The 22,250-nt window shown below is 69.4% G+C and carries 18 protein-coding genes and 1 riboswitch; of the genes, 10 read left to right on the top strand and 8 right to left on the bottom strand.

The annotated features are described in order from the left end of the window. Nucleotides 1-143: 143 nt before the first annotated feature. A riboswitch (SAM riboswitch) is annotated at nt 144-230 on the top strand. Between the two features lie 4 nt (nt 231-234). Both W5W_RS0100400 and metE read left to right on the top strand, forming a co-directional pair. Then, nucleotides 235-1,533 (top strand): methylenetetrahydrofolate reductase, encoded by a 1,299-nt coding sequence (locus W5W_RS0100400; RefSeq protein WP_017193889.1) that lies wholly within the window; start codon nt 235-237, stop codon nt 1,531-1,533. 216 nt (nt 1,534-1,749) lie between these two features. After that, the gene (gene metE, locus W5W_RS0100395; protein WP_017193888.1) at nt 1,750-4,200 is read left to right on the top strand and encodes a 5-methyltetrahydropteroyltriglutamate--homocysteine S-methyltransferase; all 2,451 of its coding nucleotides are present in this window, start codon (nt 1,750-1,752) and stop codon (nt 4,198-4,200) included. A gap of 889 nt (nt 4,201-5,089) precedes the next feature. Here metE and W5W_RS0100390 read toward each other — a convergent pair. The 4 genes from W5W_RS0100390 to W5W_RS0100375 form a co-directional block, all read right to left on the bottom strand. Next, complete coding sequence (locus W5W_RS0100390) at nt 5,090-6,013, bottom strand: copper homeostasis protein CutC (protein ID WP_029573966.1); 924 nt, start codon at nt 6,011-6,013, stop codon at nt 5,090-5,092. A gap of 132 nt (nt 6,014-6,145) precedes the next feature. Beyond that, nucleotides 6,146-6,388: a hypothetical protein gene (locus tag W5W_RS0100385; protein WP_008731207.1), complete on the bottom strand. Its 243-nt coding sequence runs from the start codon at nt 6,386-6,388 to the stop codon at nt 6,146-6,148. Nucleotides 6,389-6,655: 267 nt separating this feature from the next. Continuing rightward, nucleotides 6,656-7,936 carry an AGE family epimerase/isomerase gene (locus W5W_RS0100380; protein WP_017193887.1) on the bottom strand — a complete coding sequence of 427 codons (1,281 nt, stop codon included), beginning with the start codon at nt 7,934-7,936 and terminating at the stop codon, nt 6,656-6,658. Beyond that, nucleotides 7,933-8,766 (bottom strand): DeoR/GlpR family DNA-binding transcription regulator, encoded by an 834-nt coding sequence (locus W5W_RS0100375; protein ID WP_017193886.1) that lies wholly within the window; start codon nt 8,764-8,766, stop codon nt 7,933-7,935. Before W5W_RS0100375 ends, W5W_RS0100380 begins: the two co-directional genes overlap by 4 nt. 166 nt (nt 8,767-8,932) lie before the next feature. Here W5W_RS0100375 and W5W_RS0100370 point away from each other — a divergent pair, with 166 nt between their 5' ends. From W5W_RS0100370 to W5W_RS0100350, 5 genes are all read left to right on the top strand, one after another. Continuing rightward, on the top strand, nt 8,933-10,201 hold the full coding sequence (locus tag W5W_RS0100370) for an ABC transporter substrate-binding protein (RefSeq protein WP_029573965.1): 1,269 nt from the start codon (nt 8,933-8,935) through the stop codon (nt 10,199-10,201). Then, nucleotides 10,188-11,147, top strand: a complete 960-nt coding sequence (locus W5W_RS0100365; RefSeq protein ID WP_017193884.1) for a carbohydrate ABC transporter permease — start codon at nt 10,188-10,190, stop codon at nt 11,145-11,147. The genes W5W_RS0100370 and W5W_RS0100365 overlap by 14 nt, the downstream gene beginning before the upstream one ends. Nucleotide 11,148: 1 nt before the next feature. Continuing rightward, nucleotides 11,149-11,991 carry a carbohydrate ABC transporter permease gene (locus W5W_RS0100360; protein ID WP_017193883.1) on the top strand — a complete coding sequence of 281 codons (843 nt, stop codon included), beginning with the start codon at nt 11,149-11,151 and terminating at the stop codon, nt 11,989-11,991. 242 nt (nt 11,992-12,233) lie between these two features. Next, nucleotides 12,234-13,094: a ketose-bisphosphate aldolase gene (locus tag W5W_RS0100355; protein WP_017193882.1), complete on the top strand. Its 861-nt coding sequence runs from the start codon at nt 12,234-12,236 to the stop codon at nt 13,092-13,094. A gap of 63 nt (nt 13,095-13,157) precedes the next feature. Then, entirely contained in the window at nt 13,158-14,390 is a 1,233-nt protein-coding gene (locus W5W_RS0100350) for an ADP-dependent glucokinase/phosphofructokinase (RefSeq protein ID WP_017193881.1), read from the top strand. A 192-nt stretch (nt 14,391-14,582) separates the two neighbouring features. Here the strand turns inward: W5W_RS0100350 and W5W_RS0100345 are convergent, their stop codons facing one another. The 3 genes from W5W_RS0100345 to W5W_RS16340 all read right to left on the bottom strand — a co-directional run bounded on the left by W5W_RS0100345 (nt 14,583) and on the right by W5W_RS16340 (nt 15,246). After that, complete coding sequence (locus tag W5W_RS0100345) at nt 14,583-14,804, bottom strand: helix-turn-helix transcriptional regulator (RefSeq protein ID WP_029573964.1); 222 nt, start codon at nt 14,802-14,804, stop codon at nt 14,583-14,585. Next, complete coding sequence (locus W5W_RS15900) at nt 14,797-14,985, bottom strand: hypothetical protein (RefSeq protein ID WP_154650210.1); 189 nt, start codon at nt 14,983-14,985, stop codon at nt 14,797-14,799. Before W5W_RS15900 ends, W5W_RS0100345 begins: the two co-directional genes overlap by 8 nt. 84 nt (nt 14,986-15,069) lie before the next feature. Beyond that, entirely contained in the window at nt 15,070-15,246 is a 177-nt protein-coding gene (locus W5W_RS16340; protein WP_154650209.1) for a hypothetical protein, read from the bottom strand. Between the two features lie 364 nt (nt 15,247-15,610). On the opposite strand from W5W_RS16340, the gene W5W_RS14345 reads away from it, so the two are divergent. Further along, the gene (locus W5W_RS14345) at nt 15,611-17,692 is read left to right on the top strand and encodes an ATP-binding cassette domain-containing protein (RefSeq protein WP_017193879.1); all 2,082 of its coding nucleotides are present in this window, start codon (nt 15,611-15,613) and stop codon (nt 17,690-17,692) included. A 123-nt stretch (nt 17,693-17,815) separates the two neighbouring features. Further along, nucleotides 17,816-19,576, top strand: a complete 1,761-nt coding sequence (locus tag W5W_RS0100330) for an amino acid ABC transporter ATP-binding/permease protein (RefSeq protein ID WP_017193878.1) — start codon at nt 17,816-17,818, stop codon at nt 19,574-19,576. Nucleotides 19,577-20,239: 663 nt separating this feature from the next. Here W5W_RS0100330 and W5W_RS0100325 read toward each other — a convergent pair. After that, nucleotides 20,240-21,157 (bottom strand): cation diffusion facilitator family transporter, encoded by a 918-nt coding sequence (locus W5W_RS0100325; protein WP_017193877.1) that lies wholly within the window; start codon nt 21,155-21,157, stop codon nt 20,240-20,242. Between the two features lie 183 nt (nt 21,158-21,340). On the opposite strand from W5W_RS0100325, the gene W5W_RS0100320 reads away from it, so the two are divergent. Beyond that, nucleotides 21,341-22,165, top strand: coding sequence for a trimeric intracellular cation channel family protein (locus W5W_RS0100320; protein ID WP_017193876.1), 825 nt, complete (start codon nt 21,341-21,343; stop codon nt 22,163-22,165). Nucleotides 22,166-22,250: the final 85 nt, after the last annotated feature.

Genomic DNA, 22,250 nt, shown 5'->3' with positions numbered 1-22,250 from the left:
CATCAGCATGGGGAGCACTTGGATTGCGCTGGCAGCGTGAAGCGTTTGCGCGGCGCGACCGGCCCGTTTATTGTTCGACTGGTTGTTTTCCCGATCGGCGGACACTGCTGCCTGGTCTGTACGGAGGCGCTACACTTACCGCCGTTCCATCCAGAGCGGCCGAGAGACCCGGCTTGATGACGCCGCAGCAACCCCCTCGTGGTGGGTGCTTCTGCCGGGACCGATGGAGACCGAATGACGATGTCCCCCGATCAGCCGAGCAACGCCGGTGCTTTTCTGCGCGCGGCGCGTCCTGTGTCTGGCGCCGTGCCCGCCCCGGCTGTGTCTGGCGCCGTGCCCGCCCCGGCTGTGTCTGGCGCCGTGCCCGCCCCAGCTGTGCCCGGCGCCGTGCCCGCCCCAGCTGTGCCCGGCGCCGTGCCCGCCCCAGCCGCGCCTACGGCGCGTCCTTCCCTATCCCTCGAGCTCTTTCCGCCGCGGCCCGGGCGTCATGTCACGCAGACCTGGGGTGCGCTCGACCGACTGCTGGGCACTCGCCCCGACTTCGCCTCCGTCACCTACCGGCCCTCCTTCGTGACCAGCGGCACCAGCGACCTCGACAGTCCCGGCCGACCCGACGGGCCCAGCGGCTCTCATAGCGCCGACACCACTGATAGCACCGGCAACGCGACCGGCACGAGGACGCACGTCCACGTCCGGCGCGAGCGCAACCCCGCCGAGGACGTCGTCTCCCACGTGCTGTCCCGATCAGAGGTGCCGCTCATGGCGCACCTGACCTGCATCGGCTACCGCAAGGACAGCGTCGTCGAGATCGTCCGTCACTTCCTCGACATGGGCGTGCGCCGCTTCCTGGCCCTGCGCGGCGACCCGCCGCGGGGCTTCGCCGCCGAGGACGTCGCCGGGGAGCTCCCTCACGCCGACGACCTGGTGCGCGTCATCCGCGAGGTCGAGGCCGACTACTTCGACGACGGCGCCCGCCACCTCCAGGTCGCCGTGGCCGCCTACCCGGCCGATATCGACCACGGCACCGGTATCGAGGTGCTGGCCGCCAAGCAGGCCGCGGGCGCGGACCTGGCGATCACCCAGGTCTTCTACGACCCCGAGGACTACCTGGCGCTGCGACGCGCCGCCCTCTACTCCGGGGTGACCATGCCGATCCTGCCCGGGATCATTCCACTGACCGACCTCAAACGTCTGACCCGCCTGGAGGCCCTGACCGGCGTCTGCGTCCCGGCCGACCTGGTGCGCACCCTGGAGCGCTCCGACGGGGTGGCCGCCGCTGCCGCGGGCATCGACGCCACCCTCACCCTGGCCTCCGCCGTCCTCGACGGCGGTGCCCCCGGCGTCCACCTCTACACCTTCAACCGGGTGCGTCCGGCACTCGATGTGATCTCCCATCTGCGTCTGGGCGGGATCCTCAACGGCTCCACCCCGGACACCGCCGTTCAGCGCGAAGTCCGACGCGACTACCTCAACGCCACCCCCGGCGGCGACCGGGGGCCGAGTGCTCGAATGCCCGGGGCGACGAGGCCCTGAGGCGGCGAGCCGCCGCGCTTCGTCGCCCTCCTGCGGGTCCGCCCTTCCTGTGAGCCTGACCGCCGTTCGCGCCGCGCCCGGGTCTGCTTCACCACCGGGCTCGCTCAGCCCTTACGCTGCTGATGCTCGGGCCGCGCCGCGGTCGCCTAACGCATCTCTGCATCTCCGCCGATCTCCGCCGACGAGAACCCCAAGGAAACTAAGGAAATAACGCATATGACGCTCCCCTCGACCCCATCGACCCCCAGTGCGCCCCTGCCCGCCGCCACGATCCTCGGCTACCCCCGCATCGGTCCGGACCGCGAGCTCAAACGCGACGTCGAGTCCTACTGGAAGGGCGCCCTGGACGTCTCCGGGCTGCGAGAGCGCGCCGCCGCCCTGCGGGCCGCCACCCGCGCTCGTCTGCGCGGGCTGGGGCTGACCGGCGCCTCCGCCGTCCCCGCGGATTTCACCTATTACGACCAGGTCCTTCAGGTCACCACCGCTTTCGGGGCTCTGCCGGAGCGCTTCGCCGACCTGCGCGGCAGTGCCGGCGATGCCGCTGATGCCGGCGATGCCGCCGATGCCGCCGATGCCGGCGGTACAGACGCCGAGGCCGGCGAGTTCCCGGGCACCTCCCTGTCGGGCTTCTTCACCGCAGCCCGCGGCGAGGGCGAGCGCGCCGCCCTGGAGATGACCAAGTGGCTCGACTCCAACTACCACTACCTCGTGCCCGAGCTCGACGCCGACACCCCCATCGGCTACGTCCCCGGCTTCGGAGCGATCGACCCGACCGATGGTCCGGTCGCCCAGGTCCTGGAGGCGCTGAGGGCCGGTGAAGAGGCCCCGCGGCCCGTCGTCGTCGGCCCTGTGACCTACCTGCTCCTGGCCAAGGCGGCCGACGGCGCCGACGCCGGCTTCCGTCCGCTGGACCGCCTGCACGACGTGCTCAACGCCTACGGGCACCTTCTGGCCGACCTGTGGGCCGCCGGCGCCGAGTGGGTTCAGCTCGACGAGCCCGCGCTGGTCAGTGACGCCTGGGATGTGCCGCGCGACGAGGTGCTGGCCGCCGTCGCCGATGCCTACACCTGGATCGCCGCCATCGCCGAGCGCCCCCAGGTGCTCGTGGCCGGCAGCTACGGCTCCCTCGGCGACGCGCTGCCCGTCCTGGCCGGCACCGGAGTCGAGGGGATCGCCCTCGACCTCGTGGCCGGAGAGGCTCCCTCGGTGGATGAGCTCGAGCCCCTGGCGGGCAAGACCGTCGTCGCCGGCGTCGTGTCGGGGCGCAACATCTGGCGCACCGACCTGGAGGCCGCCCTGAGCACTCTGGAGTCCCTGCGCGATGCGCTGCCGGCGGGCACGCCCGTCGTCGTGGGCACCTCGACCTCGTTGCAGCACGTCCCGCACGACGCCGCGCGCGAGACCTCCCTGCCCGCCGACATCCGCTCCTGGCTCGCCTTCGCCGACCAGAAAGTCGCCGAAGTCCGGATCCTGGCACGCGGATTGGCCGACGGGCGCGAGGCGGTCGCCGACGAACTCGCCGAGGACACCCGTCTGCGTGCCGAGCGCGCCGCCCACCCCGGGGTGAACCGCGGGGAGGTGCGCGCCGCCGTCGTGGCCGTCACCCAGGCCGACCGCACCCGCGCCCCCTACGCCGAGCGCAAGGCGGCTCAGAAGGACCGCCTCGGCCTGCCCCTCCTGCCGACGACGACCATCGGCTCCTTCCCGCAGACCGCCGAGATCCGCAAGGCTCGCGCCGCTCATCGCCGCGGTGAGCTGGGCACGGAGGCCTACGAGGACGCCATGCGCGCCGAGATCAAGCGGGTGGTGCGCCTCCAGGAGGAGATCGGCCTGGATGTGCTGGTCCACGGCGAGGCCGAGCGCAACGACATGGTCCAGTACTTCGCCGAGCTCCTCGACGGATTCGCCGCCACCGAGCACGGATGGGTCCAGTCCTACGGATCGCGCTGCACCCGTCCGTCCATCCTGTGGGGCGACATCACCCGGCCCGAGCCCATGACGGTGGCCTGGAGCTCCTACGCCCAGTCGCTGACGGACAAGCCGATGAAGGGCATGCTCACCGGACCGGTGACGATCATGGCCTGGTCCTTCGTGCGCGACGACATTCCGCGCGCCCAGGTCGCCGACCAGCTGGGCCTGGCTCTGCGCGCCGAGGTCGCCGACCTGGAGGCCGCCGGAATTCCCGTCGTGCAGGTCGATGAGCCCGCCATCCGCGAGACCCTGCCGCTGCGCCTGGACGACCGGCCCGACTACCTGGAGTGGTCGGTGGGCGCGTTCCGTCTGGCCACCGGCGGCGCCGCTGCGACCACCCAGATCCACACCCACCTGTGCTACTCCGAGTTCGACGTCGTCATCGACGCGGTCGATCACCTGGATGCCGACGTGACCTCCATCGAGGCCTCGCGCTCGCGCATGGACATTCTGCCCGCCGTGGCCGAGCACGGCTTCGAGCGCCAGCTGGGTCCGGGCGTGTGGGACATCCACTCCCCGCGGGTGCCCAGCGCCCAGGAGTGCACCGACCTGCTCGAGCGGGCCGTGGCTGCGCTGGGCGTCGAGAAGCTGTGGGCCAATCCGGACTGCGGGCTCAAGACGCGCGCCTACGCCGAGACCGAGGCGAGCCTGCGGCACTTGGTCGCGGCGGCCCGCGCCGTTCGCGAGATCGGTTGAGTTCCGCGTCGAGATCGGTCGTACTCCGCGTCGAGTTCGGTCCGGTTCCGCACCGAGATCGGTCCATGCGGAGGTAAGCCACATCTCGACGGGGCAGCCGTCAATGCTGGGACGTATCCCTGGGCTGTCCTTCGCTGACCGTCCCTGTTGCACTCGTTCCGATGAGGTTGCCGGTTGAGGGCGGTCCTCGGCGGCTTCCCTCTTCAACGCCATGACTGCGCTCTCGTGCTCTTGCGTCCTGCCCCGGGCCGGCATGGGCGGGCTGCACATGGGAGCCGCGAACATACGCGGCGCGAGATCGTTTTTCCTTGAGATTCTAAGGTTTTCTTCGGATAGTCAGGGTTGAGCGACGCGCTCCCATGTGCACGGGAGGGGGCTGTGCACATGGGAGCGATGCTTCGCCTTTTGCCGATGGAATACTTCCGCATGATTCCGGGCTTCTGCTCGGCACTAGTCGCGCCTGAGCGTGCAATGCCCGACGGCGTTGCACACTCTCAGGCTGTTCCGGCTGCCCGCGTCGCTTACGACGTCGAATCAGTTGGGCTCGAACCCGGATCAGGCCGATGTGAATGATGCCCAGGTCCCCGTCTTCGCATGGTTCGGCAGCGATCGCCCGTCAGGAAAACGCAGCCACGTGCGGGACGTTGCTACCGATGTGCCGATAACCCGTCCCAGCGGGCTCCTGCATCTTGACCTGTGTCCGCTGGGACAGGCTCTCCGCTCCTGATATTGGCCCCTCTTAGGACCGATCTCGAGCCGGAGGTGGACCGATTTCGGTGCGGAGTGCGACCGATCTCGAGCCGGAGGTGGACCGATTTCGGTGCGAAGTACGACCGATCTCGCGGCGGAACCGGACCGATCTCGGCGAAGGGTGGGCGGGCGGGATGCGTCAGGACAGGTCCAGGGCGCGAGCCGCCTCGACGGCGCTGCGCACCTGGGCCTCCTCGGTGCGCTGGGGCTCCTGCCAGGTCGCCCCGGGCACGGAGCAGCGCATGTGGACTTCGCGGACGCCGCTGGCCTCCACCACCTCGGCCACGGTCTCCGGATGCAGCGAGCCGGCCGCGATCACCCGGGGACCGCCGTCGCGGCTCGCCGCGACCATGCCGCGCAGCACCTCGGCGCCCTCGACGGCGGTATTCGCCCCGCCGGAGGACAGCACATAGTCGACGCCGAGCTCGCCCAGATCGCCATATGCCTCGATCGGATCGCGGGTGATGTCGATGGCCTTGTTGAAGGTCACGGGCGCGCCCTCGGCGAGGTCGACCAGCAGGCGCAGCAGTCCGCGGTCGATGGTGTGCTCCTCGGTCAGCGCCCCGACGACGAAGCCGAGATCGACCGCCGGGGGCAGATCGGACCGGGCTCCGCCGACCCGTTGAGGCCGCGTGAACTCGCTCATCTGCAGCGAGAGGGCGGCGATTCGACGCACGTCGGCCGTCATGGCGCGGACCTCGTCGGCGTCGAAGACGAAGGACCCGCCGCGCGGACGGATCATGATGCGCAGGCCCAGGGGCGCCGCCGCCGGTCCGGAGGCCCAATGGACTCCCGCTATCGCGCGACGACGCTCGACCTCCTCGGCGGCGGCGAAAATGGCGGCCTCCACCGCTCCGATGGACGGCGTCGTCCCACCGGCGGCGAGGTTGTCGCACAATTCGGCCCGGTCCGCACCTGCGCGTGCCGAGGCTCGAACGCCCTCGACATTCTCCACACATGTCTCGACGACGACATGGTCGGGTTCCCGCCACGGAGGCGGTGAGTCTGAGGCGGGGCGGTAACGGAGAGACGGCGCTGTCTGTGAGAGCCTCGTTGCATTCATGCGCTGAGTCTGACACGGCCGGGCGGCCGAATGGAACCGCCCGCGAATCCCATCGGGATCCGCGGCAGGCGGTGCAAGTGCCTGAGGTTCTGACCTTTCGGGTCGCTTTGCGGCTCTTTCGGGTCCAGGACCTCAGGCCCGGCGGGAGCCCGCAGCGGACTCCTCGGCTGTGTTGCTGGAGTTGCCGGCGTTGATGACGTTCGCCGGCTGCGAGACCAGCTTGTTGGTATCGACGGCGGATACGTAGTTGCGTCCGCCCAGCAGGACCCCGAACAGCACGAGCAGGGTCATGCCGATGAGCACGAGGATCTGGAGGACACTGATCCCTTCGACGGCGGAACGGATGCGGGCACTGCGTGTCAGTGACGCGGACATATGATCCTCCCGGTAGTGATTGAGCGGAGCGGGCGCCCCACCGTTCCACTATGACAGCGATGCAGCCTGTTCAGTGGGAGGAGCCGCGCTGAGTGTCGCCTATGAAATCTGCCATGATATGGGTGGTGAACGTATCAAGCGCGCTCGCCGGTGGGGCTGCGGCACGCTGCTCAATGGGCTGATCCAGCGCAGATGCACGGGCGGGCCGCGCTGTCTGCGCGGCCCGCCCGCTCCGTCCTCTCGCCTTTCTCCCGGACCCTACTGGCCCTACTGGCGCGCTCCCGTGCGACGCAGGATGCCGTCGGCGAACGACGGCGCCACCGGAAGCGTTCCGATCAGCATCGCCTGCAGGGCGTGATAGATGTCGGGCTTGCCTGACCAGGTCCCGCTCGCGGGGCGGTTCTGCGAGTCGAGCTCCTCGCGCCACTCGCCCGGCCTCTCGATGAGGTAGGTGCGAGCCCAGGCCGCGAACATGTCGACGTCGAGGTCGTAGGAGGTATCGCCCGTGCTCTCCCGAAGAGTCTCCGCGGCGCCGATCGCCTCGCACAGAACCCAGTACATGCGCTGGCCGACCACGGGGCGGCCGTCGAAGTCCACCGTGTAGACGAATCCCGGCTGCCCGTCCGGGCCCCAGCCCTCCAGCAGCGCCTTGCGATACATGTGCTGCGGGATGATCTCCAGCCCGTCGGGGTGGTCCAGGCCCTCCCGGGCGCAGGCGGTGCGTACCTCCACCATGAGCCGCGACCACTCCAGCCAGTGCCCGATCGTGGATCCGAACGGGCGGAAGGCGTCGGCGGGGAGCTCCCGGTTGTACTCCAGCAGCGGCGACCAGGACTCGTCGTAGTGCTCGGGGAGGCGGAAGTCGTGCGCCTCGAACTGCTTGCAGATGCGCGAGGTGATGTGCAGCGCGCGCTCGAGGTGGAGCCTGTGCCCGGTGGCGGCGTACGCGCCCAGCAGCGCCTCCACCGTGTGCATGTTCGCGTTCGCGCCCCGGTAGGGGTCCACCTCCAGCGTCTCGGGCGAGCGGGAATCGACGACCATCCCGGCGTCGTCGTCCCACCACAGGCGCTCGAAGGCCTCCAGTCCCGCCTCCAGCAGCTCGCCGGCGCGCGGCACCTGGGCCAGGAGAGCGGATGCGGCGGCCAGGATGACGAAGCTGTGGTCGTAGGAGACGAGCGGTCCCGCCACGGGCGCCCCCTCCAGGGCGACCCGCGACCTCCACGCCCCGGCCTCCCGGTCGTGCAGCGGCCCGTCGAGCAGGGCGGCGACGCCGTGCTCCGCGAGGGCGAGGCAGTCTGGGCTCTCAGGGCTCTCAGGGCCTCCTGTGCTTTCAGGGCCTTCGGGACCTCCGGCCTCCCTGAGCAGGTGCCCCAGCGCGAAGCAGTGGGTCATCCTCCCGGTGATCCACAGCTGGATTCCGCGGGAGGCGTCCACGGAGCCGTCGTCGGCGAGCCAGCCGAATCCTCCCAGGACTCGCGAGCGCTTCCCGAAGCGCAGGAGCCGGCGGGCCTCGGCGTCGAAGAGCGGGCGGGTCGCAGTACTGGTCATGAGTCCTCCTTGACTCGGTGCTTGTCGCGATTCGCGGCGCCGGGCGTCAGGACCTTGACGGAGTTGTCCGCGAGGGCCTTGCCCAGTGCGCCTTTGGGAACTGTGCTGGTGATGAGGTAGTCGGCGATCTCGAGCGTCCCGATCGTCGCGAACAGACGGCGGTCGAGCTTGGTGGAGTCGGCGAGGATGGCGACTCGCCTGGCGCGGGAGGCCATCTGCGCGAGCATGGCCGCCTCATCCAGGTTGGACGTCGAGATGCCCCCGGCGTCGACGGCGCCGACCCCCAGGAGGGCTAGATCGACGCGGATGTCCGTCTCGACCCCGGACACGGAGCTGGCGAAGACCACGGGGCCCACCGTCACTTGACCGGATACCCGGACGTGCCCGCCGATGACGTACAGATCCCGGCAGGCCTCGGCATTGATCTCCGCGGGCACGCGCAGCGAGTTGGTGGCGATGATGAGTTCGCGCCGGCTGCTCAGGTGCCGCACGAGGGCGAGGGTCGTCGTCCCGCCGTTGATGAAGAGCACGTTCCCGTCCGCGACGAGTCGGGCGGCCGTCAGGCCGATCTGCTCCTTCTGGTCGGGCTGGAGCCGCGAGCGATCCTCGAGTCCCGTGTCGTGCCAGGGGATCGCCGAGTTGGACATGGCGCCCCCGTGGGTGCGGATGATGACCCCCTCGGAGTCGAGCTGGTCCAGGTCGCGGCGGATGGTGTCGGGGGAGACGGCGAAGTGCTCGGCGAGGGCCGCGACCGTGACCTGCCCGTGCCCCGCGACGTATTTGGCGACGTCGGCCTTGCGGCCGGCCGGTAGGCGGGATGCATCGCTCATGGGAGCAGCGTAGCGGATGAATGCATGTATGTGCCGGTCGTTGCGACTGCTTTACGAAAACCGCAGTCGACAAACGCAAGAAGTCGCGCTACTGTCCTCCTCGGCGGCAGGTTCCAGCAAAGAAGCGCACTATGCCGCGACTCGGATCAACGATGATGGAGTGACGATGCGTCGACGTGAATTTGGGCAGCTCGCTGCTGCCATGACCGCCATGGCGGCAATGGGGCTCGCGGGCTGCAGCGGATCGGGAGGCGGTGCGGACGGAGAGGTCACGCTCGAGTTCGCCCAGTGGTGGGAGCCGGAGCTCCCGGATGGCACGTTCCGCGCCCTGATGGACAAGTTCGAGGAGCAGAACCCCGGCATCAAGGTCGAGCTGCTGTCGGGGCCCTACGCCTCGACCAAGGAGCAGCTCGTGGCGGGCGCCGCTGCGGGCACCATGCCGGACGTCGTCGGCATCGACGGTGCCTGGGTCAACGACTTCGCCAAGCAGGGGGCGATCGCGGACCTGACTGCGCTGATGAGCCAGGAGGGCTACGACGACTCCGAGCTGGCCAGCCAGATCACGTACCAGGGTGCGACCTACATGATTCCGGTGGTGAACTTCGTGTACCCGATGTTCGCCAACACCAACCTGCTGACCAAGGCCGGCATCTCCCAGATCCCCTCCACCCGCGAGGAGTTCGCCGCGGCCGCGAAGGCCGTCACCGGGGGAGACGTCTCAGGCTGGGCGCTGCCCCTGTCGCTCGAGGCGCCCAACGGGATCCAGAACGACGTCATGTCCTGGGTCTGGGCCTCGGGCGGGTCGATGCTGACCGCCGACGGCAAGCCGAATCTGAAGGGCAATGCCGACGTCAAGAGCGCCTCGGAGTTCATCAAGAAGCTGTGGGACGACGGCGTCGTCTCCCCGGGCGCCTTCACCATGAAGGAGCAGGACAAGGTCGAGGACTTCACCAATGCCCGCACCGGCCTGGTGATCGACTCCCTGGCGCACGTGAACACGATCCGCGAGGGCAATCCCGATCTCACCTTCGACATCGCCGCGATCCCCGCCCAGAGCGGATACACCGGCCAGCGCGGCATGCCCTACGCCTCGTGGGGGATCGGCGTGTCGGGGACGACGGAGCACACCTCCGCGGCGTGGAAGCTCGTGGCCTTCCTCATGGGCGCCGACATCAACGCCGAACTCGCCAACGACGCCAAGGCCTTCCCGGGCAACAGCAATGCGACGCCCGATTTCGTCAACAACGACGAGATGTTCAAGAAGGCCTTCGAGATCTGGGGATCGGGCACCCCCGCCAACGAGTTCACCGGGCTGCCGGTCTCGGAGACCCTCATGCGCAAGTTCGACGAGCAGTTCCAGAACTACCTCAGTGGCGAGATCGACGTCGACACGATGCTCTCCAACGCTCAGGATGCCTGGGATGCGGAGTTCTGAGTCCGAACGCGGGGCGCAGCGTCAGGAGCTCTCAGAGCCCTCAGGGCGCCCCGGGCGGTCCGCCCGCGCTGATCGCGTCGGGCGGGCCCTGGTGCCCTACGCCTACCTTCTTCCCACGCTCGTCCTGCTCGTCGTCCTCATGGTCGTGCCGATCGTCATGGTCATCGGCTACTCCCTCAGGGACGGCGCCATCACCGCCCGTACGTCTCATTTCATCGGGCTGCACAACTACATCGAGATTCTCACGGGGGCGGATTTCCGCAACGCGCTGTCGAATACGTTCTGGTTCGTCTCGGTGAGCGTGGTGGCGCACATGCTGATCGGCCTCGGCTTCGCCATGCTGCTGAACTCCGAATCGGTCTCGCGCATCACCAAGACGATCTTCCGCACGCTGTTCGTGCTTCCCTGGCTGCTGACGATCGCCATCGTGGCGATCCTGTGGCGCCTGCTGCTCAACCCCAATGGGATCGTCAACGCGATCCTGTCCGGTATCGGGCTGGTCTCGAGCCAGCACGAATGGCTCGCCGATCCGGGCTCGGCACTGGTGGTGGTCACCTGCATCAACATCTGGTCCGGGTACCCGTTCTTCATGATCTCGATCCTCGCGGGCCTGCAGGGCATTCCGCGCGACCTCTACGAGGCCGCCGAGGTCGACGGCGCCGGGCCGATCCGCAGGTTCTGGTCCATCACCATTCCCCAGCTGCGGCCGATCATCGTCTCCATGGCGCTGCTGGATCTCATCTGGACGTCCCAGCAGTTCGCGCTGATCTGGATGACGACCGGCGGCGGCCCGCTCAGCGCCACCGAGATGCTCTCGACGTTCACCTACAAGCTCGCCTTCTCCGAATACGACTTCTCGGGGGCGTCGGCGAGCGCGGTGATCGTCCTGCTGCTGTCGATGATCCTGGCGTTCTTCTACGTCCGCAGCCAGAAGGCGAGGGATTGACATGACCTCGAAGCAACGACGCCGGCTGGTGCGCCGGATCGGGGTATGGATCGGGCTGCTGCTCGGCAGCGCATTCGCCGCGTTCCCTGTGCTGTGGATGCTCGTATCCTCATTCAAGCCGAATTCGAAGATCTTCTCGAGTCCGCCCAGGATCATTGAGGAGGGCTCCTCCTTCGCGGCCTACGTCTCGATCTTCCACGACTCGGGCAAGATGAGGTTCTTCATCAACAGCTACTTCGTGGCGCTGTCCGTCACCGCGCTGACTCTCATCGTCGCCATTCTGGCGGCCTATGCGTTCAGTCGATTCGACTTCCCGGGCAAGCGGCTGATCAACGTCATCGTCATCTCGGTGCAGGCGGTTCCCCCGATCACCCTGCTGATCCCCTTCTTCGGGCTGATGGTGGGGCTCAAGCTGTACAACACCTATCAGGGCCTGATCCTAACCTACATGGTGTTCACCCTTCCCTACGCGATCATCATGCTGACCGGTTACTTCAATACGCTCCCGCGCGAGCTCGATGAGGCGGCCAAGGTCGATGGGACGTCATCGTTCGGCGCCCTGTGGAGGGTCCTGGTGCCGATCTCCGTTCCCGGAGTGGTCTCGGTGGGCATCTACACGTTCATGATCGCGTGGAACGAGTACCTGTTCGCCCTCACCCTCACCAGGACGAACAGCATGCGCACGGTCCCGATCGGGATTCAGCTGCTCATGGGGCAGCACTCCTATGAGTGGAACGAGATGATGGCGATGTCCGTCCTCGGCTCTATTCCGGTCATTTTCCTCTTCATCTTCTTCCAGCGCTATTTCATCGGCGGCATGACGGCCGGATCCGTCAAGAGCTGATTTGGGCGAGGTGCATGAATGGGAGTGAATTAGAAATTAATGGAAATGAAGTAGGAATGAATTATGCGTGAATAGACGGGAATAGGTGCGCGGATGCGGGCGCATCTGGAGATCCAGGCGGAGATCCAGGCGGAGATCCGCATAGAGGTGGGCCCGGATAAGCGCAGGTGCACACGAGGTGCACACAGAGTGATATGCGCAGAAGTGCGCAGGAGAAATGCAGATAGAAAGGTAGACTACATATGCTGACCACCGGAAATGACATCCTCGCCGTCGCCCACGAATACCGTTTCGCGGTGCCGGCCTTCAACATCTCGAGCTATTCGATGCTCCGCGCCGTCGTGGACGTCTGCGAGGAGAAGCGCTCCCCGCACATCATCGCGATCCACCCCGACGAGCTGAGCCACATCCGCCCGGAGATGCTGGCCTCCATGATCCTGATTGCGCGCAAGTCCACGGTGCCCACGGCGATCCACCTGGATCACGGCGCCACCTACGGGCAGGTGCTGCTGGCGATCCAGAGCGGCTTCACCTCCGTGATGATTGACAAGTCGTTCGCCCCCTTCGAGGAGAACATCGCGGAGACCTCGCGCGTGGTCCAGGCGGCTCACGCCGTGGGAGTCTCCGTGGAGGCGGAACTGGGGACGATCGGGGTCTCGGACAAGTACGGGGAGACCGGCTCGGAGGAGATCCTGTACACCGACCCCGATGACGCCGCGCGGTTCATCGAGGCCACCGGGGCGGACTCGCTGGCCATCGCCATCGGGACGCGCCACGGGCTCTACCCCTCCGAGGTCAAGCCGGAGCTGCGTCTCGACCTGCTGGCCCAGATCAAGGAGCGCCTGGGGATCCCCCTGGTCCTGCACGGCGGGTCGAACAACTCGGACAAGGAGATCGCCGGCGCCGTCCGCGGCGGGATCAACAAGATCAACATCTCCTCCGACATCAAGGCGGCCTACTTCCTGCGCATGCGCGAGGTGCTTGAGGACGTCCACCTGCGCGAGCCCAACGTCATCGAGCCCCCGTGCGAGGAGGCCATGCGCCAGTGCGCGGCGCAGAAGATCGATCTGTTCGAGTCGGCGGGCAAGGCCGACCTCTTCTGAGGTCTCCGCGGTTCTCGAGGTTTCTGAGGTCGCTGCGATCTCTTCTGAGCGGGAAGGGCTGACATGACGGGGCGGATCGTTCTCGGGCTCGGCGGGACGGTCGATCATGAGCTGGACTGGGACGCTGCGGCATTCCAGCGGCTCGTCGATGGATACGGGATTCATCTCGCCGAGGTCGAGGACGATCCGCCCTCGAGCGTCGTCGATGAGCGCGGTATTGCGCTGGCGATCCTGCGGTCGATGCGCTGGGCCCGCGGCTGCGAGTGCTATGTGGCGGACAAGGCGCAGCTGCTCGCCTTCGACTCCCGCTTCGACCATCGGGTGACGCTGGGGGGCACATGCGTGCGGGCCGCGCTCGCCATGGACCGGCTCGGCGTCGAATCCATGGTCCACCTGGTGTCCATCAGCGATGAGGTGCGCGAGCGCCTGCCCGAGGGGGTGGCGTGGCTGTGCAGCGCCGAGGGGGACTCGCTGGATCCGCACGTCATCGTTCAGTATCCGCGCGGCGCGGTGGTGCGGCTGGTCGATGGGATGGTCGTGGCCGCGCGGCCCAACCGCGTCATCCTGGTCAATGACGAGCCGAATGAGCACATGGTGCTCAGCCGGGACCTTCCCGCGGCCCTCCGGGAGGCGCCGGCGGTCCTGGTGTCGGGCTTCAACACGATGAAGTCGGTCGATGAGCTGCGCGTCAGACTCGCGGAGCTGGCCGACATGCTCCGCGGCGTGCCGCGCGGGACGCCGGTGGTCTACGAGGACGCCGGTTTTCACGATGAGGCCATGCGGGCGGTCGTGCTGGAGGTCGTGCCGTCATTGGCCGGCGTCCACTCGCTCAACGAGGATGAGGCCCGGCACTACCTGGGGCGGGAGACGGACCTGGCGGACCCGCGGGAGGTCGTGGCCATGATGGAGGGACTCCTGGAGATCCTCGGGACGCCGACGGTCATGGTCCATACGAGCCGGTACGCCGCCTGCATCGGTGCTGAGGCGGCTCTGTACCGCGATGCCGCGCAGGCCGGGTGCGTCATGGCGTCTACGCGCTTCGCCTGCGGCGACCGTTACGGCCGTGCGGAGCACAGCGCCATCGCCGCCTCGCCGCGTGAGGCGATCGGAGTCGCGCTGGCCGGAGCTCCGGCCGTGCGGCGGGCCGGCGTGCTGATTGCTCCCAGCTACGAGGTGCGGGCCTCGACGCCCACGACCATAGGCCTGGGCGATGCGTTCATCGGCGGTGTCATGGCTCATCTGGCGGCCGTGACACGTGAGGGGGCCGGGCGCCCGAAGCCCGGTCCGGCGGTGTGAGGCGGCTGCGCCGCCCCGTTGGGACCCGGGGCGGCGCAGCCGCAGTGCGACGCGCATCGGAGGTGCGTATCAGGGGCGCGTATCAGAGGCCGGACCGCCTTTGCGGACGCGGCGTCATGTCGTAGGTGTGCGCTGCTCTCGTGTTACATGGCGGACATCCGGTGCATGCCCGTGGTCGCGGGCGCGGGTGGTTCAGGCGCGCCTGTCGGTACGGGCGCCCCGTCCGGGACGGCGGGCGAGCCAGTCGTCCACGGTTCGGCGACTCCAGCCGCGCACGGCTCTGGGGCCGTTGCCGATGATCACGTCCGGAGTGGGCAGTCTGTCCTCCGTGGAGTAGCGGCGAGCGGTGCCCGTAGTGATGCCGGCTCGCTCGGCCAGGCCGGACAGGCCCAGGTAGCGGGGCGGCTCATTCATGGCGTGCGCGGCGTCGGAGGGCGACCAGGTGGGCGGCGAGTCCGGCCGCATCCAAGGCGCACATGGAGGTCATGGCCCAGGCGAACCAGGGCGAGCCCCCGGCCAGTGCGCAGCCAGCCGTAAAGGCCGTGCCGCAGGTCAGGACAAGGGTGACGGCGTTATCTTTGCTCCTGCTCTTCACGGTTCCTCTCTCGTGGGCTGATGCGGATGGGGAAGAGGCCCTGCCCCGAGTGTTCGGGGCAGGGCGATCGCTCAGCCCTTGTCCTTACTGTCGGTCCTTCTCCCGGTGCTTGCCCTTGCCGGGGCGCACCAGGTGGTACAGCATGACTGCTGCTACCATAGAAGGCGGAAGAGCGATCAGGACCTTGATGATCTCGAGCATCATCTCGGCTCCCTTCTCTTCTTCAGCCCCCCCGGCCTCCTCCGGGGGGCTTTCGCGCACCTTGAGGCCGAAGCCTCTCAGGCGCCCAAATAATACATATTTACGTCTGTAATGTTGAATGAAATCGCCCAGTCTTTCGACCGCGCTTCTCGCTGTTGGGGGCGCATTTACGAAAGGTCTGGGTCTGCCGATGGCGCGATTCTCGCTTGCGCGAGCCGGGTCGGCATGCGGCTGCGCCGCCCCGTTGGGACCCGGGGCGGCGCAGCCGCAGTGCGACGCGTATCAGAGGTGCGTATCAGGGGTCGGACCGCCTTTGCGGACGCGGCGTCATGTCGTACGATCTCTGCTTACAAGGTTAGGTATGCCTATCTTGTGAGTCTGACGAGTCTCACGAGTTCCCGCGGCTCACCATCCAGGAGGTCCCATGACGCCGGAGACCGCTCATCCCCCGGCCCGGCACGGTCACCACCCCTCTGCACGGCGCGGCGGGGCGGCGGAGCCGAGCATCCCCGTCGGCACCTCCGCCGGGCTGCGCGCCAATGTCCTGTCCTTCATCCTCGCCCTGGCCTCCGGACTCGCCCAGGGCTGGGCGCTCATCAGCCTCGGCCGCGGCCTCGGCGCGCTTCTGCCCGGCGTCGAGGGCGGGGCCTGGCGCCCTCACCTCGCGATGGCAGCCGCGTCCGCCGTCCTCGCCTGTGCGGGCCAGCTCATGGTCGAGGCGATCGCCCGCTCCAGCGCCGCCGAGCAGGAGGGCGCGATTCGCACCCGCCTGCTCGGCCACCTCTTCGCCCTCGGCCCCGCCCGCTCTGCGGAGTCCCGCTCCGGGGCGAGCGTGTCCCTGCTGACCGACGGCGCGGAGCGCGTCGCGCTGTACCGCCAGACCTTCCTGGCCCCCACCGTCGCCGCCTGCCTGTCCCCGGCGCTCGTCCTGGTGCTGCTCGCCGCCACGGTCGACTGGGTGCCCGCCGCCGTGCTCATGATCGCCGTCGTCCTCGTGCCCGGCGCCATCATCGGGCTTCACTCCAAGGTCCGCAGATCGTCGGCGAAATCGCGCGCCCAGCGCTTCAGGCTCGCCGCCGAGTACCTCGACGCCATCCAGGGGCTGACCACCCTCACCCTCGCCCGGGCCGCCCGCCGCCGCGCCGCCGACCTGCGCCGCGCGGGCGAGGACAACCGTCGCGCAGTCATGGGGCTGCTGGCCGGCAACCAGCTCGTCATCCTCGTCACCGACTGCCTGTTCTCCCTGTTCTTCGTCACCGCCGCCGTCGGCATGGCCCTGGGGCGCCTGGCCTCGGGCGCCATCGCAGTGGGCGACGCCCTCGCCATCGCCCTGGTGAGCTATGTGCTCCTCGAGCCCCTGGACCACGTGGGCGCCTTCTTCTACGTGGGTATGGGGGGCATGGCCAACCAGCGGGCCATGCGTCGCCTGCTGGCCGTCGAGCGTCCCGGCGGCGCCGCTCCCGACGACGGGCTGCCGGTGGTGCCCGAGAGCGCCGACGGCGGCGGGCCCGCGCTGACCCTGCGAGGGGTGACGGCCTCCTGGGCGGGCGCCGGGCGGGGCGGAGCGGTTGCACACGGGTCGGCCGGGCCGGCTCATGGCGGTATGCACGGGGCGGCCGGGCCGGCCCATGGCGGAGCTGGGCCGGCCGGCGCTCCCAAGACCGTCCTGACCGGCGTCGACCTCACTGTGGAGGCCGGCGAGCACGTCGCCGTCGTCGGGCGCTCCGGGGCGGGCAAGTCCACGCTCGTCGCGCTGGCCGGCGGCGACCTGCTCCCCGCCGCAGGCACGGTGCGCGTGGTCGGCACCGCCTCGACCGCGGGCACGCAGGACGCCGTCCGCGCCGCCAGCGCCGTCGTCGCCCAGACGACCTGGCTGTTCACCGGCACCATCGCCGACAACCTCCGCCTGGCCGACCCCGATGCCGACGATGCGCGCCTGTGGCGCGCCCTGGAGGCCGCCAACCTCGACGACGAGGTCCGCCGCATGCCCGACGGCCTGAGGACGCGCCTGGGGGAGCAGGGGCTGGGGCTGTCCGGCGGACAGGCTCAGCGCGTCTCCCTGGCCCGCGCCTTCCTCGCCGACCGCCCCCTGCTCATCCTCGATGAGCCCACCAGCCAGGTCGACCTCGACTCCGAGGCCCAGATCGTCGAGGCCATCGACCGGCTCGCGCAAGGGCGCACCGTGCTGACCGTCTCCCATCGTGCGGGTGCGCTCACGACTGCGGACCGGGTCGTGCGCGTCGCCGACGGCGGGGTGGATCCTGTGAGCCCCGAGAGTCCTGCGAGTCCCGCGAGTTCGGAGAGCCCCGTGGGCCCGGAGAGCCCTGCGAGCCCGGACGGCGCGGGCGGCCCGAGCGGTTCGCCGGAGGCTGTGGGCTCAGCCGACCCGGTGTGCCCGGACTCTGCGCCTGCCGGGAGTGGCCCGGACTCTGCGCCTGCCGGGGGCGGCCCGGGCTCTGCGCTTGCCGGGAGTGGCCCGGACCCCGTGACCGAGAAGGAGGTCTGAGCCGTGACTACTGCGACAACGCCTGAACCCGCTGGAGTCCGCGACGGCTCCGTGCTCCGCCCCACCGGCCCGGAGCACCCTGAGAACCCTGAGAACTCTGAGCCTCAAGAGAACTCGGGGCGGGTGGGCGTCCACGGCTCCACCCCGAGCCGACTGGTGCTCGTCGCCTGGCTGCTGCGGGTCACCCGTCCCGTCCTGAAACCGCTGCTCGGCTCCACCCTGTGCCGCATCACCGACCTCCTGCTGGGCGTCGGGCTCTTCGCCCTGGGCGCCCACGCCGTCGTCGCCACCGGATCGGCACTGGCCTCCGGAGCCCCCGTCCCCTCGCCGTGGCCCGTGGTCGGCGCCATGGCGGCCATGAGTCTGGCCAAGGCGGCGCTGCGATACGGTGAGCAGTTCATGGGGCACTTCGTCGCCTTCAAGGCCCTGGAGCTGCTGCGCGGCGAGATCTTCCGCGCCCTCATCCCGCGCTCCCCGCGCGTGAGCGCCACCTCCCGCTCCGGGGACCTGCTGGCCCGCGCCACCAAGGACGTGGACCGTATCGAGGTCTTCTTCGCTCACACCTTCGCTCCCACGGTCTCGGCCGTCGTCGTGCCGACCGCCGTGCTGGTCGCCATCGGGGTCCGGGTCTCCTGGACCCTGGCGGCGGTTGCCCTGCCCTTCCTGCTGGGCGCTCTGGCGATCGCGCCCCTGCTCGGCCGACGCCGCGGCCTGACCTCCGCACGTCGCACGGCCACCGCTCGGGCGGCGCTGACCCAGCACCTGACCGACTCCGTCCAGGGCCTGAGCGAAATCGTCGGCTACGGCCGCACCGCAGAGCGCCTGGCCGAGATGGCCGCCCTGGACGACGACGTCGCTCGAGCGGGGCGGCCCGCCGCCCGCTGGGCCGCGGTGCGCCGCGGCGCCGTCGCGCTGCTCGTCCTGGCCGGGCCGCTCGCCGTGCTCGCCGTCGGCGCGCGCGAGGTGCAGTCCGGGGCGATCGGTGCCGCCGCGCTCGCGGCCGCCGTGGCGGCGCTCATCCGCCTGGCCGAGACCGTGCGGGCGGTCGAGGAGCTCGCCGGTGCTCTGAGCGCCTCCTTCGCCGCGGCGGAGCGGGTCTACGAACTGATCGACGCCCCCGTCGAAGTCCCCGACGGCGATCGGGAGCTTCTGGCGCGCCCCGCCCACGACGTCATCTGGGAGGACGTCGTCTACACCTATCCCGGGGCGAGGGCGGCCGCGCTGCACGGAGTGAGTCTGCGTGCCGCCGAAGGGGAGTGGACGTGCCTGGTGGGCGTTTCCGGGTCGGGGAAGACGACCCTGGCGGGACTGGCGGTGCGCACCGACGTCCCGCAGTACGGGCGGGTGCTGGTAGACGACGTGGATGTGGCCGAACTGACCGGGGACTCGCTGCGGCGCGAGGTCGCACTGGTATCCCAGCGGGCGCACCTGTTCCGGGGCTCAGTGGCCGACAACGTCCGGCTCGCCCGCCCCGATGCCAGTGACGAGGAGGTGATCGGCGCCTGCCGCGCGGCCTGCATCCACGACGACATCATGGCGATGGGCTCCGGATACGACACGCTCATCGGGGAGCGGGGGGCGTCGGTCTCCGGCGGTCAGCGCCAGCGCCTGGCGCTGGCTCGCGCCCTGCTCGCCCGCCCGGGCGTGCTGATCCTCGACGAGTTCACCAGTCACCTCGATCCCGGACTCGACGACGCCGTGCGCGCCTCGGTGCGCCGGTGGGCGCGCGGGTGCACGATCATCGAGATCACCCACCGGCTCGCGCATGTGGGGCAGGCCGACCGCGTCGTCGTGCTCGACGGCGGGAGAGTGGTCCAGGATGGTGCGCCCGACGAGCTCATGAGCGTTGACGGCCCGCTGCGCCGCCTCATGGACCGCGGCTGAGGGGTGAGGGCCGGCAGGCGGGCGGGCGAACTCTCGCGAGATCGGTCCACTTCCGGCTCGAGGTCGGTCGTAACCCGCGTCGAGATCGGTCACACTCCGGTGCGGGGTGGTTCTCGGGGGTGGAGGCCGTATAAGTCGGGCCGCACCGCCGCGAGTCGGTCCTGCCGATGCCCGCACATGCCGAGGTGGTGGGTGTTGCACATTCGCGCGCGCCCCGCGTCAGCAGAAACCGCGGAATCATGCGAAACAGCAACTCCAGTAGCGACTACGATTCCGCTCCCATGTGCGCAAACCCCTCACCGCACATGGGAGCTCGACCGCCACGCACAATGATCACCGGAAAAGCCCATAATCCCGGCAAAAACCAGCTCCCAGCCCACAAAGGTAGCAGCCTCCCATGTGCAACACCGAAGATCCCCACACCCACCACGCCCCGCGTCGAGATCGGTCCGGTTCCGGCTCGAGATCGGTCCGATTCAGCCCGACCGATCTGACGTCGAGGCGCGCACGACGAGCTCGGGGGTGAAGGCCACATGCCGCGCCTCGGAGCCGTCGGCGAGCAGCAGATCTGCAGCAGTGCGACCGATCTCGACACGGGTTACGACCGATCTCGAGCCGGAAGTGGACCGATCTCGGTGCGGAGTGCGACCGATCTCGGTGGCCTTAGACGTCTTCGACGTCCTCGTAGCTCTTGGGATCCTCAATCGGCTCGAGGTGGGCCGACACCCGCAGGTTCGGGTCCACCGCGACGAGTTCATCGATCACGCGCTCGGTGAAGTCGTGCCCCTCTTTCACGCTCCAGGCGCCCGGCACGAGCACGTGCATGTCCGCGAAGCGCCGATTCCCCGCCTCGCGCACCCTCACCGCGTGGAAGCCGATCCGCCCGTCAAGACGGTACCGGGCCAGCACCGCCTCTATCCGGGCCTGGGCCTCCTGGCTGGGGGCCACGTCCATGAGGCCGGCCACGGATTCGCTGACGAGCTTGAACCCCGTCCACATGATGTTCATGCCCGCGCCCAGGGCGACGATCGCGTCGAGCACGGGCGAGTCGAAGACCGCCACGAGACCCACGCCCACCAGGACCGCGGCGGAGGTGACGACGTCGGTGGCCAGGTGCTTGGCGTCGGCCACCAGGGTCGCCGAGCGTTCGCGTGTGCCCACCCGGTGCAGGAACCAGGCGGCGCCGCCGTTGACCGCGGAGGCCCCCACGGAGATGAGCAGCCCCACATTCAGCTGCTCGGGCATGACGGGCTCTATCAGTCGCCCGATCGCGGAGATGATGATGACGGCGGCGGCCACGAAGATCATGACGCCCTCGACGATGGCTGAGAAGTACTCGGCCTTGGAATGGCCGAACTGGTGGTCGTCGTCGGCCGGCTTGATCGAGATCTTCAGGACGATGAGCGCCACCACGGCGGCCACCAGATTCACCACCGACTCGGCGGCGTCGGAGAGCAGGCCGACCGAGCCGGTGATCCAGGCCGCGAAGGCCTTCAGGGCGATGGTCGTCACCGCTGCGCCGATGGACAGCCAGGCGTAGGCGCTCAGGTCCTTGGGCGGGGCGTAGCGGGGGGCGGGCACGCCACGAGTCTGGTCGACGATGGTTCACCGGGTCCAGCCTCAATGCCGGCCCATGCCCGTGACGGCCGACTCCCTGTGACGGCCGACTCGTGCCGCCGGCCGACTCTCCGCGACGGCCGACCCGCGGCGCCGCTGCCGTGTCGGACGCCGTGTCGGACCCTGGGCGCATCGTAAGGTGTCGGCGTGTTCCCCGCCCAGCTCACGGTTCCGGAAACGCTGCCGGAGACCTTCCGCGTCCTCGACCTGTCCGGCGTGCTCCTCAACGGCATCCTCGGCGGGCTGATCGCCCGGCGCAAGAACTTCGACCTGGTGGGCTTCATCGTCCTGGCCATGCTCACCGCGACGGCCGGCGGCGTCCTGCGCGACGTCATGATCCAGGCCGGACCGCCCTTCGCGCTGACCGACCCGTACTACCTCTACACCGCCTGCGCCGGTGCCGTGATCGCCTGGTGGGTGCCCTTCACCTCCCGGTTCGCCGGTCGCTTCCTCGTCGTCGCCGACTCCGTGGTTCTGGGCACCTGGGCCGCCACCGGCGCCTCCAAGGCTCTGAGCAACGGTCTGGGCGTTATGCCCGCGCTCCTGCTCGGATGCCTGACGGCGGTGGGCGGCTCCATGATCCGCGACGTGTCCGTGGGGGAGACCCCGGCCGTGTTCGGCGGCAACAAGCTCTACGCCGTTCCCGCCCTGTGCGCCGCGGGCACGGCGGTCGCCGTCGTCCGCGTCGGCCTGCCGGAGGCGTATGCGCTGCTGGCGGCCACAGTGGTCGGTTCCGGGACCTGCCTGATGGCGTACTGGCGGTCATGGCGCCTGCCGGTGGCGGGGGACCGGGAGCGGCGTCGTGCCGAGCGCCTGGCTGCCAGCGACCCGACTCTGGCCGCCCGGGCCAGGGGGCTGGCGGGCCTGCACGGCGGCACGGCACTGTCGGGCTGGCGCCGCTCGCTGCTGGCGCACCGCCGGGTCCCCAGGCCGTTGCGGCGACGCAAGCCCCTCGACGTCGAGGACCTGTGAGGCGGGGGGGGGAGAGAAGGCCGCCTGGCCGGTCGAGCTGTGAGGGACCTGGGCCGGGCTCGACCGGCTGACCGGGCCGTGTTCA

This window comes from Actinomyces massiliensis 4401292, from assembly GCF_000269805.1.
GTDB lineage: Bacteria > Actinomycetota > Actinomycetes > Actinomycetales > Actinomycetaceae > Actinomyces > Actinomyces massiliensis.
Note: the sequence above shows the minus strand (reverse complement) of the source record. Positions and strands in the feature narration are given on the sequence as shown.

What these genes read in the sequence shown, in the direction of transcription:
- W5W_RS0100400 (WP_017193889.1), top strand. Translation starts at nt 235, where the DNA reads ATGACGATGTCCCCCGATCAGCCGAGCAACGCCGGTGCTTTTCTGCGC.
- metE (WP_017193888.1), top strand. Translation starts at nt 1,750, where the DNA reads ATGACGCTCCCCTCGACCCCATCGACCCCCAGTGCGCCCCTGCCCGCC.
- W5W_RS0100390 (WP_029573966.1), bottom strand. Translation starts at nt 6,013, where the DNA reads ATGAATGCAACGAGGCTCTCACAGACAGCGCCGTCTCTCCGTTACCGC.
- W5W_RS0100385 (WP_008731207.1), bottom strand. Translation starts at nt 6,388, where the DNA reads ATGTCCGCGTCACTGACACGCAGTGCCCGCATCCGTTCCGCCGTCGAA.
- W5W_RS0100380 (WP_017193887.1), bottom strand. Translation starts at nt 7,936, where the DNA reads ATGACCAGTACTGCGACCCGCCCGCTCTTCGACGCCGAGGCCCGCCGG.
- W5W_RS0100375 (WP_017193886.1), bottom strand. Translation starts at nt 8,766, where the DNA reads ATGAGCGATGCATCCCGCCTACCGGCCGGCCGCAAGGCCGACGTCGCC.
- W5W_RS0100370 (WP_029573965.1), top strand. Translation starts at nt 8,933, where the DNA reads ATGCGTCGACGTGAATTTGGGCAGCTCGCTGCTGCCATGACCGCCATG.
- W5W_RS0100365 (WP_017193884.1), top strand. Translation starts at nt 10,188, where the DNA reads ATGCGGAGTTCTGAGTCCGAACGCGGGGCGCAGCGTCAGGAGCTCTCA.
- W5W_RS0100360 (WP_017193883.1), top strand. Translation starts at nt 11,149, where the DNA reads ATGACCTCGAAGCAACGACGCCGGCTGGTGCGCCGGATCGGGGTATGG.
- W5W_RS0100355 (WP_017193882.1), top strand. Translation starts at nt 12,234, where the DNA reads ATGCTGACCACCGGAAATGACATCCTCGCCGTCGCCCACGAATACCGT.
- W5W_RS0100350 (WP_017193881.1), top strand. Translation starts at nt 13,158, where the DNA reads ATGACGGGGCGGATCGTTCTCGGGCTCGGCGGGACGGTCGATCATGAG.
- W5W_RS0100345 (WP_029573964.1), bottom strand. Translation starts at nt 14,804, where the DNA reads ATGAATGAGCCGCCCCGCTACCTGGGCCTGTCCGGCCTGGCCGAGCGA.
- W5W_RS14345 (WP_017193879.1), top strand. Translation starts at nt 15,611, where the DNA reads ATGACGCCGGAGACCGCTCATCCCCCGGCCCGGCACGGTCACCACCCC.